At 55.6% G+C, this 17,630-nt stretch carries 13 protein-coding genes; 9 read left to right on the top strand and 4 right to left on the bottom strand.

What is annotated here, in order from left to right:
- Positions 1-31: 31 nt before the first annotated feature.
- From CAUR_RS15120 to galT, 4 genes are all read right to left on the bottom strand, one after another.
- On the bottom strand, positions 32-3,517 hold the full coding sequence (locus tag CAUR_RS15120; protein ID WP_012258729.1) for an nSTAND1 domain-containing NTPase: 3,486 nt from the start codon (positions 3,515-3,517) through the stop codon (positions 32-34).
- Between the two features lie 3 nt (positions 3,518-3,520).
- The gene (locus CAUR_RS15115; RefSeq protein WP_012258728.1) at positions 3,521-5,620 is read right to left on the bottom strand and encodes a CHAT domain-containing protein; all 2,100 of its coding nucleotides are present in this window, start codon (positions 5,618-5,620) and stop codon (positions 3,521-3,523) included.
- Positions 5,621-5,697: 77 nt separating this feature from the next.
- Entirely contained in the window at positions 5,698-6,711 is a 1,014-nt protein-coding gene (locus tag CAUR_RS15110) for an ATP-binding protein (protein WP_012258727.1), read from the bottom strand.
- A gap of 101 nt (positions 6,712-6,812) precedes the next feature.
- The gene (galT, locus tag CAUR_RS15105; protein WP_012258726.1) at positions 6,813-7,802 is read right to left on the bottom strand and encodes a galactose-1-phosphate uridylyltransferase; all 990 of its coding nucleotides are present in this window, start codon (positions 7,800-7,802) and stop codon (positions 6,813-6,815) included.
- 510 nt (positions 7,803-8,312) lie between these two features.
- Here galT and CAUR_RS15100 point away from each other — a divergent pair.
- From CAUR_RS15100 to CAUR_RS21260, 9 genes are all read left to right on the top strand, one after another.
- On the top strand, positions 8,313-9,965 hold the full coding sequence (locus tag CAUR_RS15100; RefSeq protein WP_012258725.1) for a TolB family protein: 1,653 nt from the start codon (positions 8,313-8,315) through the stop codon (positions 9,963-9,965).
- Positions 9,966-10,132: 167 nt separating this feature from the next.
- A complete protein-coding gene (locus CAUR_RS15095; RefSeq protein WP_012258724.1) occupies positions 10,133-11,008 on the top strand; it encodes a PhzF family phenazine biosynthesis protein in 876 nt (291 codons plus the stop codon).
- 117 nt (positions 11,009-11,125) lie between these two features.
- Entirely contained in the window at positions 11,126-11,551 is a 426-nt protein-coding gene (locus tag CAUR_RS15090; protein WP_012258723.1) for a nucleotidyltransferase substrate binding protein, read from the top strand.
- Entirely contained in the window at positions 11,548-11,922 is a 375-nt protein-coding gene (locus CAUR_RS15085) for a nucleotidyltransferase domain-containing protein (RefSeq protein WP_012258722.1), read from the top strand. Before CAUR_RS15090 ends, CAUR_RS15085 begins: the two co-directional genes overlap by 4 nt.
- Positions 11,923-12,477: 555 nt before the next feature.
- Complete coding sequence (locus tag CAUR_RS15080; RefSeq protein WP_012258721.1) at positions 12,478-13,284, top strand: IS5 family transposase; 807 nt, start codon at positions 12,478-12,480, stop codon at positions 13,282-13,284.
- A 206-nt stretch (positions 13,285-13,490) separates the two neighbouring features.
- Positions 13,491-14,195 carry a FadR/GntR family transcriptional regulator gene (locus CAUR_RS15075; protein WP_012258720.1) on the top strand — a complete coding sequence of 235 codons (705 nt, stop codon included), beginning with the start codon at positions 13,491-13,493 and terminating at the stop codon, positions 14,193-14,195.
- A 197-nt stretch (positions 14,196-14,392) separates the two neighbouring features.
- The gene (locus tag CAUR_RS15070) at positions 14,393-15,151 is read left to right on the top strand and encodes a sulfite exporter TauE/SafE family protein (protein WP_012258719.1); all 759 of its coding nucleotides are present in this window, start codon (positions 14,393-14,395) and stop codon (positions 15,149-15,151) included.
- A 727-nt stretch (positions 15,152-15,878) separates the two neighbouring features.
- On the top strand, positions 15,879-16,061 hold the full coding sequence (locus tag CAUR_RS15065; RefSeq protein ID WP_157866456.1) for a hypothetical protein: 183 nt from the start codon (positions 15,879-15,881) through the stop codon (positions 16,059-16,061).
- A 191-nt stretch (positions 16,062-16,252) separates the two neighbouring features.
- Positions 16,253-16,396: a hypothetical protein gene (locus tag CAUR_RS21260; protein WP_157866458.1), complete on the top strand. Its 144-nt coding sequence runs from the start codon at positions 16,253-16,255 to the stop codon at positions 16,394-16,396.
- Positions 16,397-17,630 lie beyond the last annotated feature (1,234 nt).

Raw genomic sequence — 17,630 nt, 5'->3', positions numbered from 1 at the left:
GATAAACGTGAATGCCCAGATCAGATAACGGTCATTGACAAAGCGAAGCGTCTTCGCGCGCAAGCTGGTAACGTACACACTCATCGGCAGTGGGACGACGACTACGCATTACAGCCAGATCAAGCGCTGTATCCAGATTGAGCGGTAACCGAATAACACTCCCATTCGCACTGACGGCGACCAGTTCACGCGGGCCGCTAAACCCGATTGCCACCGGCAAGCCATCAACCCCCATGCGCATCTGCTCAATCCCATCGGCAAACTGCCAGATTTTCACTGTTTGATCAAAGCCTGCGGTTGCAATCAGTGTACCACTGGGGTCAAATGCAAAATCGGCAATTCCTCCGCGATGAGACGCCGGAAAATCGCGCTGATTCAACGTGGCACTGTCACGCACGAGGATGATTCCCTCATTCGACTCACTAACCACAACTGTGCCCTGCGGATTAAAGCGAACCTGGCCATTAGCCCGCTCATCGACAGTCTTAACCAGTGTCTGGGCAGTCCGATAGTTCCACACCATCACTAGCCCATCACGGGTAACAATCGCCAGCAGGGGTTGGGTTGGATGTAGAGCAGCGCCGGTGATCACCGTCTCAAAGCGATCGCTCAGATCGAGCATTGTCAGCGGACGGGTTACCGACTGTTGCCACTGCCAGAGCAATGCCTGCGTCCGGCTGCTGGTTAACAAGAGGCTGCCATCGGCACTAAAAGCCACATTGCGCACGCGCGCCCGGTGTTCAATGACGGCTTGCAGGCGACCAGACGCAACGTCCCAGACACTCACCTGTGCATCAGCACCGGCAGCAGCCAGCCAGCGCCCATCGGGACTAAACGCCAGCATCTCGATAGCTGCGGTATGATGAAGGAGTGGACGAGCCGGGGTGTTGGGACGTGTGAAGAGGGCGATCCGACCATTCTCACCGCCTACGGCTACCCATCCACGTTGAGGGTCGGCGGCCAGTGCAGTTGGGGCAAACCACTGAAGATCACTAACATCCCAAAAACGCACCGTCCCATCGAATGATGCCGTCACCACCTCCTGCCCACCGGGCAGCCAGCGGGTCTGGCTGATCTGGTCGGTATGACCACGGAGAACGGTGATAATCTTGCCGTTACTTAAACTGATCACATACTCGTTGCCATCGTTGGCCGCAACCAGGGCCAGAAAACCATCCGGGCTGAGGTAGAGATCGTTCAGGGGCGTGCCGAAGGTCGTTAATACCGTGCTATCCTCACCATTCGTCTCGATCAGCCGTGTCTCTTCAATGAGGGCCAGCGTACCTGCCGGTGTGTACGCCAGCGCCGCAATCGGTTGCCCACTGAGTACTGCGCGTCCAACCAGTTCTCCATCGCGCATGCGCCAGATCAGCACCTGCCCCTCTTGACTGGCAGCAGCGATCCGCACACCAGCCGGATCGATAGTCAGGCTACGCAGTGGAACACCTTCGATTCCGCCCATCACGATCTGCCGCCTGGTTGCTAAGTCCCACCGTCGTAACCAGCCATCGTAGCCCGTCGTGTAGAGCGTCTGCCCATCAGGACTGAATGCCACCGCGAGGAACCGCACTGCCAGCGGATCATCCGGTGGGATACTCTGGGTAGCCAGCGGATGCCACAACCGCTCTGGCTGATCAGGACTGAGCGTATTCCAAATCAGAATGGTGCCATCCCAGGTGACCGCAGCGAGTTTCGCGCCGTCGGGGCTAAAGGCGATGGCCGAGACATTGATTGCGAAGGTCGCTAAACGTTGCATCTGACCGGTAGACCGTTCCACCAGAACAACCTCAGCCAGATCATCAGCAGGCGACACCGCTGCCGCCCACCAGCGCTCATTCTGACTGACTGCCAGCGCGGTCACCGGTGCGCCCAGATCAAACGTTGCTCGCACCCGTGAGGTAGCCAGTGCGCGGTAGAGCATTGCCATTGCGCCGAGATCAACCGGCTCTTCACGTTCTCGTTGTATCAAAACTGCCTGCCGGGCCAGCAACAATGACAGTTGTGGATCAACGGACAGGTTCACAGCCGCCTCTGCCGTCAATTCACGGATACGAGCCAACCGCGAGAGTCGTTCAGCTTCCTGATAAGCAAAAAAAGCAGCGGCTGCTGCAATGAACATAACCACTGCCAGGATTGCCGATACAACTCCTAATTGTTTGATCAAACGCTCACGACGACGTTCAGTATCAATCTCAGCCTGCCGCGCCAGACAGGCAGCAAGAAACTCTTCATCAATCTGCTCGACCAGTTCAGGATGGGCCGCCACCCAATTTCTGGCTGCCACCAGATCATCATCGTGGAGCAACAGACTTTCTGGACGGTCAGTTGCTGCCCACAGCGCAGCCTGACGTTGAAACGGACTCAACTGCTCACGCCAGGCCGCATTATTCTGGCGAACCGGTTCGATGAGCCGATCATGAGCCAGCTCATACCAGATAAAATTGCGTCGCTGCTCAGCCCGGATAAGATAGGCATCGATCAGGGGCAGCAATGCCTGATTGGGTAAACCGGCGGTTGTATCTTCGCCGCGCAAGACCTGATTGCGAATGCCGGTTGCAGTGATGAGCTGTTGATCAAACCAATCACGAATCACCCGCTCGCGCACACCACTGGTTGCCGCTGCCGCCGCTACTCGTTCGGCATAGTAATCGGCCAGGGCAGCATCAACTGACCCCACCGTGCGTAGTGCAGCGGCATTGATAACAGCTCCTGTCGGCGCACCATCGGGAAACAGGCGTTGCCAGAGTCGATAACAGACCACCTGTAACTGCACCGGTTCCACCGTACTCCCCAGCATCGTGCCAATCTGGTCGGAGACAAGTTGAACGCGCGACCGGCGCAAATCATCAACCAGTGTTTGAGCAGCCACCTGATCGAATTCAACCCCCAACGCCAGGGCCGGCTGACGAATGGCAGCCAGTGCCGCTTCCGGGCCAAGCAGATCGAGCCGGAAGGTTGTGCGAAACCGCGACGGCAGCAAGTAGGCATATTCCATTAACGGTGCCAGGTAGTCTTCGCGGATTGCGAAGAGCGCCCACACATTCCGGTGCTTGCGCAACAGATCACCAATTGTCTGGCAAAATGCTACCTTCGCTGCCCGATCAAGCGGATCGACGGTGAGCAGTTCTTCAAATTGATCGAAAATGATGACGGTATCGTCCATCTCCGATTGATCGGACGGCACGATCAGATCGGCCAGCGACCGGTCGATAGCTTCGTCGCCACCAATTGAGAGTGCAGCAGCCGCCAGATAGCGATTAACACCGGGGGGTATATCGTCCGGCAATGCCAGACCAACCCGTACAATCGGCAGGACCCGAAACTGACGTGCTTCCAGTGCTGGAATCAGTGCAGCCTGGATCAGCGAACTCTTGCCGGCACCTGACGGTGAATAGAGCAAGACAATTCGTTCAGCGACAAGCAGGCTGGTCAGGTCACGCACCTCGCGATCGCGACCGTACAACCGATGTTCGCGGGTAAAAGCCCGTGGCCCAAGATAGGGGTTTTGCTGTAACATATCCTAGAACCCACGCCGACGACGAGGTCGGTCACTCTCAACAAGGTGCAGGGCCAGCGCTGTACAGAAATCGCGTGGACTACCCCAGAAAATACTGATCGCTGCGGTATCTTGAAAATAGGCTTCCAGATAACGAATCGCCCGATCAGGCTGCAAGACCTGATCTTCGCGTGGCAAAAGCTGTCCGGCGATTTGCACGTAGCGCCGTCGCCGCGATCCACCGCGTAATGGTTTAATCAAACTATGAAACAGGGTACGAAAGCCTATATCCTCTAGCTCAAAGCCCAAGAAGAGGAGTGCGCTATCGGCCAGCGCATCACGGACAATCGCAGGGATGCGCTCGCGTTCTGCCGAAATGTTGATGAGAAAATCGAAGTAATCATCTTCGGTTAACACCAGCGTTTCGAGCTGATCAAAATTACCAAACAAATGAAAGACCAGCGGGCGTTCGGCTGATGGCCGATAATCCGGCTCGCGCTCGAAGATTGACGGCAAGTGATCCAGGTCTTCGTTCCAACGACACAGTTCGATAACCGGCTGCTTGCCGGCTTCGATCAACGCATCACTCAGCATATTCGAGGCATTGGCCGTGATGTACACAGGCAACGGTTGTGCCGCCAGCACACGGTACGGATCGTGCGGATCGCGTTCCCGCTCGTGGCGACCGATCAGGCTATACATCTGCTGAAGATCGAGCTGAGCGAGATCGGGCAGCGTGTCGCCATACGTATCAAGTAACAACTGGCGCAATGTTTCAACCAACGAGCGGCGGGGGAAGCGGTAGTCGTGTTTGATCGAGAGAAATTGCGCGACATACGCCAACTGCTCGCCTTCGTAGCTCTCCATTGGATAGCGATACCGTTCAGCCCACATGCGGGCAATGGCCCGACTGGTACCCAAACGGGTCTCGGCCAGTTCCGGGCCGATAATCGGCGTACACAGCCCATCGGCCATATAACTGGCGAGAGCTTCGATCTTCTCTGCCGTTTCATGTTCATCGGCAAAACCGGGCACATACCAGATACGACCGCTCTTCAAGCGCGAGTAGAGAGCCGGCATCCAAAAATCAGGGAGATCACGGACAGTGCCCCTGGCTACAGCCATCGCCGCATCGATCATCCCGTGATGCTGCAATTCCTGGCAGAATGCCGGTATAAAACGCTCGATTAAACGCATCGAGACATTGCCCTGCATCGCGACCACCGCAGGTACACCGGCTTCGGCCAGACGCGGCCCAATTGCTGCCAGCGCACCATTGTCGGTCGTCATGCCACCACCACTTTGACAGGCAATCAGCATCACCAGGCGCGGACGTTCGGCAAGTTCGCGCAACCGCTGACAGAACGACGAACCATCAACCCGATCAAAGGTATTGTCCGGTTTCACCAGCCAGAGGTACGTATTTCCCTCGACAAAACTTCCGTGTGCCACGACGTAGAGCACATCAAACGGCTGCCCTTTACGAGCAGAAGTGCGTAGGGTAGAGATGATCTGTTCAAGTGTTGCAGCACCGGGTTCAACCAATTCAACAATGTCAAAATGGGCAAAGCCGGCACGTGCCCGAGCGAGTTCACCCGCAACGTCAACCGGTGCCAGACCAAAGCGCTCGATGCCATGGGGATTAGCAATGGCGATCAATACCCGCAGCGCATTGCGCGAACGAGCACGAATCGGCTGCACATCGTTGCTGGTCAGGTAACGCGAAAAATAGACCTCTTCCCCCATCAGCAACGGCTCACCATCAGGCATACAGAGCGTTTCCCACCGCAACGCATGGAGTTCGGCAGCGCTTGGCGCGATGAAGAGGCGAAAACGGATGGGGAGCGGACGCCGGCCACGGCGCGCAATTGCACGGGCGGCCTGAAATTGAGCAAGTAGATCGGGATCGCTCAACAGCATTGTGCCCAACGCAGTGCCGTATGCCACCGGGTCGGTATTTAGTTCACGCAGACGGTTGAAATCAAACTGGATTGGACGATCAACATTGCCCCGTTCAATGCGTACATCAGCATCACTGTCAGGATCAGCGTATGAGAGTGTCACCGCGTAGCCTGCATTGCCAATGCTCCGCAGACTGAATTCGAGGTCAATGATCTCGTCCATGAGGAATAGATTTCTGTCCAGGAAAGGGAAACTACCTGGCTATCAGTATAGCAGGTAGTTTCCCCTCCTGCAAGGATTTAGGGCGCTGCAATTGGCCAGTGTGCCCAGGCAACGAAAAGATCACCGTGTGGACGAGCGCCGACGTAACCACCATTGATCGCAGCAGCTCCGTTACTAAGGCCATAGGCATTGGCAACCAGCTCGGCGCAAATGGCCAGACCGAAGCCATGACCTTCCTGACCACCGCTGCTAAATGTGAAACCGCCGCGGAAGAGATCACTCCATTGCTGCCCGAAGCGCTGCACGAGGGCTGAATGCTGCACAGGATCAATGCGATTGGCAACCACTAGCCGCAACGATGGCGACTCGCACTCTAAAATGGGAAAGATGCCAATCATCACCCGCTGATCGGCACTATGGCGTGTCGCATTGTTCACAAGATTGTACAGCACCCGATCAAGTGCAGAGAACTCAACACAGCGGTCGGCTACCACCCCATTGTAGCGGGCATCAACGATCACACTCGCCGTCCCATCAGGCAGGCGATAGTCTGCCTGTTGCCACTTCTCAAGCAACAGATCAACCCCGTGCTCACGTAATTCGATGTCACGAGCAGTGCGTACCGGGTCGAGGTCGGGAAGGCAATTGCGCATAATCTTGAGGTGATCACGTGTTAAGAGGTAGATACGCTCGGTATCAACTGGCTGGTGTTGCGCCAGTTCGAGCAATTGCAACTGCAATACAAGTGCCTGCAACGATCCACCACGCACATCGTGGATAACCTGGCTCAATGTTGAGTCGCGTTGTTCAAGCGAAATATTGCGCAATTCGTTGAGCAAATCGTGCCAGCCGGTTTCGCCAAGCAAATGAAGCAAATGACTGTGATCAACGTGGCGCTTCTGAACAAAACTGCTGTAAATCCTCAGCAAGGTGTCGTATAAACGTCGTACCAGGTCTTGCAGCGACGGCGGTAGTTCAGAAATACTCAGGCTACTACTACTGCGGACAAATGGATCACGACGGAGAAAAGGCAAATTGCACGGCGCAAGTGCTTTGACGGTATCATCACTGAGGGGAAATGCGCCAGCCATGATTGAAACCCTTCCAAATCAGATCAATCAATATTCCATATAGTTAAACGTCATTGTACTCGATTTTACTAACGATGTTGACGAAGATTTATCAGGCACAGCTACTCACGCAGAAATGCAGCACAGGCTTCGGGAATGCTGGGGTTGATAAAGATGCCGCTGCCCAGCTCAAAGCCGGCCATATACGAAAGGCGGGGAACAATTGCCAGGTACCAGTGAAAGTAGCCGTTCTCTGCTTCTTTGGCCGGAGTTGAGCGCAATACCAGATTAAAATCGGGATCGTTGAGCCGATAGTAGAGGCGATGAAACACCTCACGGACAACATCAGCCAGACCATCAAGCTCCGCCTCGGCAATGTGAAAAAAGCTGGCACGATGTTTTCGCGGCAAGACCCAGATATGAAATGGTGACGAAGCAGCGTAGAGAACAAAAGCCACAAAATCATCATTGGCGTAGACGATCCGTTCCCGCTGCGCCAGTTCGTCGGCCAGCATTGTACAGAAGACACACTGTCCGGTATCGTCGAAGAAACGACGTGCCTCTTCGATCCGGTGGCGCACATCAGCAGGCACAACCGGAACGGCCATGAGCTGGCTGTGCGGATGTGGCAACGAGGCCCCAGCCCGTTCACCGTGGTTTTTGAAGATCACCACCTGCTCAATCCGGGGATCACTGCTCATCGCCAGTCCCCGGCTAAGATAGGTTGCCAGCACCAGCCGCACCTCAGCATGGGTCATCAGACCAAGCGTGGTATTGTGGTGTGGATGCTCGACCAATACCTCGTGGTAACCATAACCACTTATGTTACGCCGTACACCCTCGAAGTGACGTACAAGCGGCCTATCACCGTGCAGCGCCGGATACTTGTTGCGAACAATCCGCACCTGCCAAGGCCCGGTGATCGGATAGCGATCAACTTCGAGGTCGAGTTCTTCATTGCCTACACAGAAGGGGCATTGAGGATCGTGCTGAGGTCGCTCGGCGGTCAACAGTTGCTGACGATGTTCGGTAAACGAATTTGGACGACGGGCACGTTCGCTGGCAATGATAACCCATTCACGAGTAGCGATATTTTGCCGTAATTCGGACATGAACCTGCTCCACAGCGGACAAAGACCGCAGCGCCGCGTTATGCTCTGTATTGTAGCCGTGATGGGCAGGTTCGGCAAGTGGATATCTGTCGATGGATGTTATCAGGTACGTGGAGAGCACTTCTTTTCATCATCGTTCAACATCGACAATTTTCGCGTTTAACAAGAGAGCATGACGCTTTTAATCATTTATTCATCTGATAAATCACATTTCATTTTGTTCACATTACTTGACTTCCCGTGATTTGACTGAATAAAATAATGACAAGAGATAATATCGCAAACAAACTTCGCATTTCACGATCCTTAATTCACGATTTATCTCATCAACGTAGTCGGAGTAACGCTATCAGACACTATCTAAGCATTAAATCCATCGCAAAACATATTGTAAGCTGAGACACCATCAATACCGTATCTCTGCCAGTAGCGTCTACAGCAAGCAGTGCATTACCAGTTCTGTGGCGGAATCGTTTATACAGGCATTCTCCTCGTAAGGCAGGTATCGTGATGTATCGTTTGCCAGCATCCCTCGTTCTGTTTACCGGTGTGATCCTTTTCCTGGTAGCGACGTTCTCTATCGCTCAGGGACAACCGCAAAATCTGATCCAGGATGGTGGATTTGAGCAGGGGGCTATCAATTGGGCAGGATGCGGAAATGTCGGTCTGGTGGATGCGCAGGTTAGCGGTTCAGAATTCGTGTACGCCGGTCGTTATGCTGCTGCGTTAGGGATTGACGCCGACGGGAGCGGTTGTCCGCAGTTGCCCAATCTGACTACCCCTAAACAGATATTGCAACAACAATTGAGTATTCCGGCCAACGCACCAGCAGTGACTGTTTCCTTCTGGTACCGCGCTGCTGCCGGTACAGCAGTCGATATGTTCCTGGCACGTGGTCTCTACCAGTTCGATCCGAGTCTTGGTGGTGTGAAGCTTGGTTCATTTGCCACCGATCTCCCTCCCGGCTGGCAACTTTATCGCACTGTCCTGACTGGAGAGAACCTGGATCGGGTACGCGGCCAGACACTCTTCTTCTCCATTGTTATTCAGAGTGATGCTCCCACAGAAGAAACCGCCTATCTGCTCGTTGATGATGTCCGGGTGGTAGCCGCTGACCAGCGTACTCGTGCCTCACCGCTGCCGCCGGCCTTACGCGGCGATGGCAGTCGCCCACTGGCTGTGATTCGACGTGAAGGTGATAGCCGGTTCCTTTACCGGATGGATACCGATGGCGGAAACCGTACACTGCTCTACCGCGGTTTACTCAACAATGTGCGCAATCCGGTCTGGTCACCTGATGGGCAGCGGATTGCTGTGGTTGACTACAATACCTGGCCCTGGCCGGTGCCCGACCCTGATCCGCAAAATAACCTGCTGGCCTCAGCCATCACCGTTCTCAATGCAAATGGTGGTGGGGGACAACAGGTATTTCAAACGCAGAGCCAGAAGGGGTCGCGTTGTCCGTTTGTCGGCGTGCCAGGCCAAAGCGAGGTGCCATCTCAGATACTACGTGTGAATCATCTGGCCTGGTTGTCAGCCGATCAGCTTGTCTTCGACATCGTTGGTTTTAACCAGTTCTGCAATGGGCAGGTGACAGGTGGTGCGGCCAATATCCATGTCGCTCCGGCACGCCCAAATAACACCTTTCCCCCCACACTGGCCGCAGCAGCAGTAAGACCTACCGCCAATCGCAATGGCCGGGTCTTGTTTGAACATTTTGGCGGACGAACCAGCGGGATATGGGAAGTAGTCGCAACATCATCTTCACCGACGCCGGAACTGTTGCTAGCGGGCGGACGCGAAACCCAACCGGTCTGGTCACCTGATAGCAGACGCTTTGCCGTCGTGCGCGACACAGTGAGTCCATCGGCAGATGCGAGCGAACGGGTTACCGCTATTATGGTATATGATCGCGACAATCTCGCGTTGCCGCGTCAGGTGCTCTTTGCCGACCATGGTCGCTCCGTCAGATCGATAAGCTGGTCACCGAACGGTGCGTATCTCGCTTATACCCTCGAACAGGCAAACGGTCAGAGTGACATCTGGTGGCTGGAGATAGCCAGTGGCGCAACCGGCCCCATCACAACCGATGGCGTGAGCCTTGAAGCAAGCTGGCGACCGGTCAGTATCGCATCGGTCTACTTACCGATGGTAATCCGCTAACAACAACGTGTCAGATCACATCTCTATCAAATCACACACCTGTTTCAGCGGAGGAGCGGCACATTCGCAGCTCCTCCTTTTTATGATGTATAATCGAAGCAAGGAGCCGATACACCACCAGCTACCAGTGTGACAACATTACTATCAATAAATGAAAAGAGAAAGCAGTGAGAAGATTACCATTCTACATTGTTGATGTCTTCGCTGAACACAAATATACAGGAAACCAGCTTGCAGTATTTCGCGAAGCAGGAACGCTCTCCGATGATGAAATGCAACACATTGCCCAGGAGATGCATTTCTCGGAAACCACATTTATTGTATCAGACCGACCACGTAATGGTGGTTTTGATGTTAGAATTTTTACCCCTGCAGAAGAGATACCTTTTGCAGGCCATCCCACTCTAGGCACTGCGCATATTATCAATACATATATTCTTCAACGTACCACCGACCAGATCATTCTCAACTTAAAAGTGGGCCAAATCCCCGTGACATGTCAAACAGACGGGTATAGCTGGATGCAACAGATGAAACCGGTCTTTGGACACCAGCATGATCCGGAAATGATCGCCGGTATCCTTAATATAAACCCTTCCGAACTAGACGAACGATTTCCGATCCAGGAAGTTTCTACCGGTCTTCCCTTCTTTATTGTGCCATTAAAAACTATCACAGCCTTAAAGAAGGTGAAGATCAACAAAGACAAATATTTTTCTTTTATAGCAAACACCGCCGCGAAAGCTATTCTTGTCTTTTGTCCCGAGACTCACAATCCAGACAACCATATCAGTGTCAGGGTTTTTACCGACTATTATGGTGTCCCCGAAGATCCGGCAACAGGAAGTGCAAACGGATGCCTGGCTGGGTATCTGGTAAAGTATCGCTATTTTGGCAAAGATAGTATCAATATTCGCAGTGAGCAAGGCTACGAAATCAATCGACCTTCACTTTTACTACTGAGAGCAGAGCAACATGGCAATGATATTAATATCTTCGTTGGCGGGAAGAGTATTGTGGTCGCACAGGGCGAATTCATCTAACGTGACAAACTGGAATTTGATTGCTACCCATAACCGTATCACCAGAAACCTGATGGTCACGCAGTTTCGTGCTGCACTACATCCATACCGACGAAACCTGGAAGGTGATACGCTGGCATGAACTCACCAGATATTCGCTGGATACAAAGGTTCAAACATTTTACAAAAGCTCTATGGCAACTTGAACAGGCAATAGAACTATCTCGCACCAGAGCACTTTCGGAATTAGAAACCCTGGGACTCATCCAGGCTTTTGAATATACGCATGAACTGGCATGGAAAACTCTAAAGGATTTTCTCGAAGATAAGGGTGTGTACAATCTGTACGGTTCCAGAGACAGTACTCGCGAGGCTTTCAAGCGTGGTCTGATTGATGATGGCGAAGTCTGGATGGACATGATCAAGAGCCGCAATCTCTCTTCGCATACGTACAATCAGGAGATTGCCGATGCGATTGCCGGCAGAATCGTTGAACGCTATGTCACGGCCTTTCAGCAATTGTTGAACAGACTCAATATCATCGCTGAGGAAGAACGGGCATGAGATTTGGTCTTAAGGAAACAACGATCGAGCAGATTTGTACCGTGTTGTCGCATTATCCCCAGGTCGAAAAGGCTATTCTGTACGGATCACGCGCCAAAGGTAACTACAAGCCCGGCTCTGATATTGATCTGACCTTGACCGGCAATGAAGCATTGACCCTCGACGTGCTCTACCGAATTATCAATGACATCGACGATTTGCTGCTGCCCTATACCTTCGATCTCTCTATCCTGCACCAGATCAGCGATCCCGACGTGATTGAACACATCCAGCGGGTTGGGGTAGAACTTGTTGCAAAAAACAGCTACCAGAAGTTATCTCATTCTACCGACCGACTCCAGGATCGTGACAGGCACACCGCATCCGCGTAACCAGCCGGTTCAACGGCGTATCACGCACCGGATCGCAAGCACGGCCGGCGCGGCAGCATGGCTGCCGCACTCCAAACGACGCAACACGCGGGTGATAGACGAGCAAGGCAACCAATGCAGCGCGTGATGGCACTGGAGATGGTTATTAGAGCGCGACAGTACAGCTTTTTTATGAAATAAGTTCTAGTATTGTACGAGAAAGGAACGGCCAACACGCATCTCCAGCCCGACGAGCACTGAATTACACGGCATCATTATTGATTATCAAATACGGTACGCGACCGGTCGCACGGTGATCTGCGGGTGTCCGATCCATCCACGAGCAGTCATGATTATTATGTCAAGTCTAACAGGGTAGCAGTCATGGCCCACCAGCCAACGATAACCCTGATGCTGTGCCTGAACGATGTACCGCCGGACGCCAGCGCTGGTATGATAGGGGTCGTAGGGGCACGGCATGCCGTGCCCCTACGACTGCCACGACAACAGCAACATAATAGTGCACGGCTAGAGCCTGTTATGGACTTTTCGGTTCTGCTCGTATATCATGACGCTATGACACGAAAAGCGTATCCCAGTGATGTTTCCGATGAAGAGTGGGCGTTTGTTGCGCCCTATTTGACACTGATGGACGAAGCAGCGCCGCAGCGGAACTATTCCCTGCGCGACGTCTCCAACGGGCTGCGCTACCTTCTGCGTACCGGTGCGCCGTGGCGGATGCTGCCCAACGACGTACCGCCGTGGCACGTGGTGTATCAACAGACCCAGCGCTGGCTGAAAGCGGGCGTGGTTGAGCAGATGGTGCATGATGTGCGGATGCTGCTGCGCGACATCACCGACCGCACACCCCAGCCCCGCGCCGTCATTGTGGACAGCCGGACGCTTCAGTCGACGCCAGAAAGCGGGGGACGTGCCGGCTACGATGGGCACAAACGTCGGAACGGCTCGACGGTGCATCTGGCCGTGGATACGCTTGGACAACTGCTGGCGGTGGTGGTCACCCCAGCCAACGACCAAGACCGGGCGCAGGTAGCGGCACTGGCGCAGCGCATTCAAGAGGTAACTGGCGACACGGTAGAGGTGGCCTTCGTTGACCAGGGCGACCCTGGTGAGCAACCGGCAGCCGATGCCGCCGCCCACGGCAGTCGCCTGGCGGTGGTCACGCTGCCGACCGCCAAACGAGGCTTTGTCTTGCTGCCGCGGCGCTGGGTGGTCGAGCGCAGGTTTGCCTGGATGACGCGCTTCCGTCGCCTGGTGCGTGACGACGAACGTGTGGCAGCGACGCTGGCCGGCTTGCATTTCGTTGCCGTTGCCATCTTGTTGGCCCATCGGTTTGTCGCTCTCATGGTTCAAAGTTCATAACAGGCTCTAGTGGCACAACAGGAACGCTTTAGCTGGGGATGGGAACAACCGGTGCAAGCCTCACCACGATTGACCTTGAGGTTGAGGTGATGACTGCGCAGATACGACGTGGGAACAACCGGTGCAAGTTTCACCACGATTGACAGCCTGCTACACATCACGTATACTGAAACATCAGATGATATGATCTTTAGTCAGGAGTGATCATGTCAATTACCAGACAACCGCTCGTTGAACAAGTAATCGAACATCTCCGACAGCAGGTTCAGGCACAGGTGTATCCGGTAGGCAGCCGCTTACCACCAGAGCCACAACTGATGGCACAACTCGGCGTTGGGCGTTCGACGGTGCGCGAAGCGATTCGGGCCTTGGCCCACGAAGGGTTGCTGGAAGTTCGCCAGGGCGATGGCACCTACGTGCGTGCAGCGGTCACTACAGAACCGTTAGCAGCACGCCTGCGCCAGGCCAAAGTGCAGGAGGTTCACGAGGTTCGGCGGGCGCTCGAACTGGAGGTCGTTGCCCTGGCCGCCGAGCGGCGCAGTGCCGATGATCTGACAATGATCCGGCACTGGCTGGCAGTGCGTACCACCGCGCTGGCAAACGGTGATACCACTGCGGCTCTCAATGCCGACATTGAATTGCACTGCGCTATTGCCGGTGCTACGCAGAATGCAATGCTGCGTGATCTGTATCGGATATTTGCCGTTACCTTGCGCGATGCGCTGGGTGTGCTGTGGGATGTCACAGCGCCGGCCCGCGATGACCATTCCCACGCCGATCTGGTGGCGGCCATCGAAGCCGGCGATGCTGAAACTGCCATTGCGGTGACCCGCCAGATTCTGGCTCGCCACGAAGCGACAATTTATCGCTACGGCGCAGAGGAAGCGCACAGGCAGGAGGCTGAACGGTAGAACAAGCAGGGAAAGGCGGTATGGCGCTGAACATCACTCACCAACCGACAGGCATGTACTCCCTGCTGACGGCAGCACCGGCAGGTACAGGCAGACCGCAGTCGGTTGTTATACTACGCCAGCATTACAGATACGTCACTATTTTTTATCGTTCTTAAACATCAGATCATCAGATGAATTGAAAGGTGTTGTGTACTATGGACGTGTTCGATCTCGGTTTGATCTTTGGTGCAGCACTGCTAGCCGGTGCGCTCAATGCCATTGCCGGCGGCGGTAGCTTCTTTTCGTTTCCGGCCCTGCTGGTGGCCGGCGTACCACCGATTGTTGCCAATGCCACTAATGCGCTGGCCCTCTGGCCGGGAACGCTGGCCAGTGTTGGTGCGTACCGACAGGAACTGCACGGTCAGCAACGTGACATCTGGCTCTTCAGCGGGCTGAGTCTGATCGGTGGATTGGTTGGGGCGGTTCTGTTGCTCTATACCGACGAGCGACGATTTACCGCCTTGATCCCCTATCTGTTGCTTTTTGCGACCCTGATCTTTACGTTTAGTCCGCAGATCACGCGCTTGACCCGTTATGTGGCAGGCACCCATGGCGGTAGCCAGCGCTTGCTGGTTGTGATCGTTTATGTCGCGATTGCCATTTACGGTGGCTTTTTTGGTGCCGGGTTAGGCATTTTGACCCTGGCAGCTCTGTCGTTGCTTGGCTACGACAATATCCATCGGATGAACGCACTAAAGACTCTGCAGGCCGCGCTGGTGAATGGGATCGCGGTTGTGACCTTCGTTGCCACCGGTCTGATTGCCTGGATGCCGGCACTGGTGATGATTGGCGGCGCAATTGTTGGTGGTTACGGCGGTGCGGCAATCGCGCGGCGGATTGATGCCGGGCGGGTACGAACTGCCGTGGTCTGGTTGAGTATCGGGCTTACGATCTGGTTTTTCGTGCGTGGGTAGAAGTTATCTCATTAACTACTGACAGACTCCATAATCGTGATGAGTCCACCCAGCATCCCCGTGACCAGCAGGATCAACGTCATAACACGCGCCGGATCGTGAGCACGGTTGGAGCGGCAGCAAGCATGGCTGCCGCACTCCAAACGCCACAACACGCCCCCACCCTCGCCCGCCCCCGCTGGGGGCGGGAATATGACTTCCGCTGTCGCGCACCGGTTCGTGGGTGCGATACCCCGCTGGAAGCGAGCACGGCAGGCGGTTGCAAGTGGTCAGCGCACCGGAGGCGCGCGCTCCCAGGGCGTACCAGTGCTTGTGCGCCACGATGGAGCGCTCAAGAGCGCCGATGTCAGGTTCAGCGTGAGGGTCACAGGTAGCGAGGGTGAAGATGGTGCTGCGTCTAGCAGTGTGCTGCGACACGCCCTATACTCACTCGTCCCCGCTGGGCTATACATCACCCACATGTCACCCTGCGTTAGATCAGGCTGTAAGCGTTCCCCGTGGCGCGGGCTTCCAGCCTGCGTGGAGGCATCATCGCCACCGCCGTCAGGGCTGGCCGTGGCCGCTGGTGCGCAGGCACAAATCTCTTGCAACATACCCGTCTACGCGCAGGGATCGCATGCATGCCTGACGGACGCGATGATCGGCACGATCCCATCCAGCACCCCCGTGACCAGGATGGGTAACAGTATGCCACGCGCCGGATCGAGAGCGCGGCTGGCGCGGCAGCATGGCTGCCGCACTCCACACTGCGCGACACGCGCATGACGGGCGGGCAAGGCAATCAATCCAGCACGCGCCGGCACGGCTTGAGCAGCGCACTGCCACCGGGCCAGTCGCTCAAACCAGCACCAATAGCGATACACACCCGCTGATACGCACGTGGTTAACACCAGTTGTGGGTAATGCATAGACCGCCGTCAGGGCTGGCCGTGGCCGCTGGTGCGCAGGCACAAATCTTTTGCAACATACCCGTCTACGCGCAGGGATCGCATGCATGCCTGACGGACGCGATGGTCGGCACGATCCCATCCAGCACCCCCGTGACCAGGATGGGTAACAGTATGCCACGCGCCGGATCGAGAGCGCGGCTGGCGCGGCAGCATGGCTGCCGCACTCCAAACTGCGCAACACGCGCATGACGGGCGGGCAAGGCAATCAATCCAGCACGCGCCGGCACGGCTGGAGCAGCGCACTGCCACCGGGCCAGTCGCCCACAACAGCACCCATAGCGGTTATACCCGCTGATACGCACGTAGTTAACACCAGTTGTGGGTAATGCATAGACCGCCGTCAGGGGCTGGCCATGGCCGCTGGTGCGCAGGCACAAATCTTTTGCAACATACCCGTCTACGCGCAGGGATCGCATGCATGCCTGACGGACGCGATGATCGGCACGATCCCATCCAGCACCCCCGTGACCAGGATGGGTAACAGTATGCCACGCGCCGGATCGAGAGCGCGGCTGGCGCGGCAGCATGGCTGCCGCACTCCACACCGCGCGACACACACATGATGCGCGTGTAAGGCAACCCATTCAGCACGTGATACCACGGCTGGAGCAGCGCACTGCCACCGGGCCAGTCGCTCAAACCAGCACCAATAGCGATACACACCCGCTGATACGCACGTGGTTAACACCAGTTGTGGGTAATGCATAGACCGCCGTCAGGGCTGGCCGTGGCCGCTGGTGCGCAGGCACAAATCTCTTGCAACATACCCGTCTACGCGCAGGGATCGCATGCATGCCTGACGGACGCGATGATCGGCACGATCCCATCCAGCACCCCCGTGACCAGGATGGGTAACAGTATGCCACGCGCCGGATCGAGAGCGCGGCTGGCGCGGCAGCATGGCTGCCGCACTCCACACCGCGCGACACACACATGATGCGCGTGTAAGGCAACCCATTCAGCACGTGATACCACGGCTGGAGCAGCGCCCCGCCACCGGGTCAGTCGCCCACAACAGCACCCATAGCGGTTATACCCGCTGATACGCACGTAGTTAACACCAGTTGTGGGTAATGCATAGACCGCCGTCAGGGGCTGGCCATGGCCGCTGGTGCGCAGGCACAAATCTCTTGCAACATACCCGTCTACGCGCAGGGATCGCATGCATGCCTGACGGACGCGATGATCGGCACGATCCCATCCAGCACCCCCGTGACCAGGATGGGTAACAGTATGCCACGCGCCGGATCGAGAGCGCGGCTGGCGCGGCAGCATGGCTGCCGCACTCCACACCGCGCGACACACACATGATGCGCGTGTAAGGCAACCCATTCAGCACGTGATACCACGGCTGGAGCAGCGCACTGCCACCGGGCCAGTCGCTCAAACCAGCACCAATAGCGATACACACCCGCTGATACGCACGTGGTTAACACCAGTTGTGGGTAATGCATAGACCGCCGTCAGGGCTGGCCATGGCCGCTGGTGCGCAGGCACAAATCTTTTGCAACATACCCGTCTACGCGCAG

It is taken from the genome of Chloroflexus aurantiacus J-10-fl (assembly GCF_000018865.1).
GTDB classification, from domain to species: Bacteria; Chloroflexota; Chloroflexia; order Chloroflexales; family Chloroflexaceae; genus Chloroflexus; species Chloroflexus aurantiacus.
This window is presented reverse-complemented; position numbering and strand designations above follow the sequence as displayed.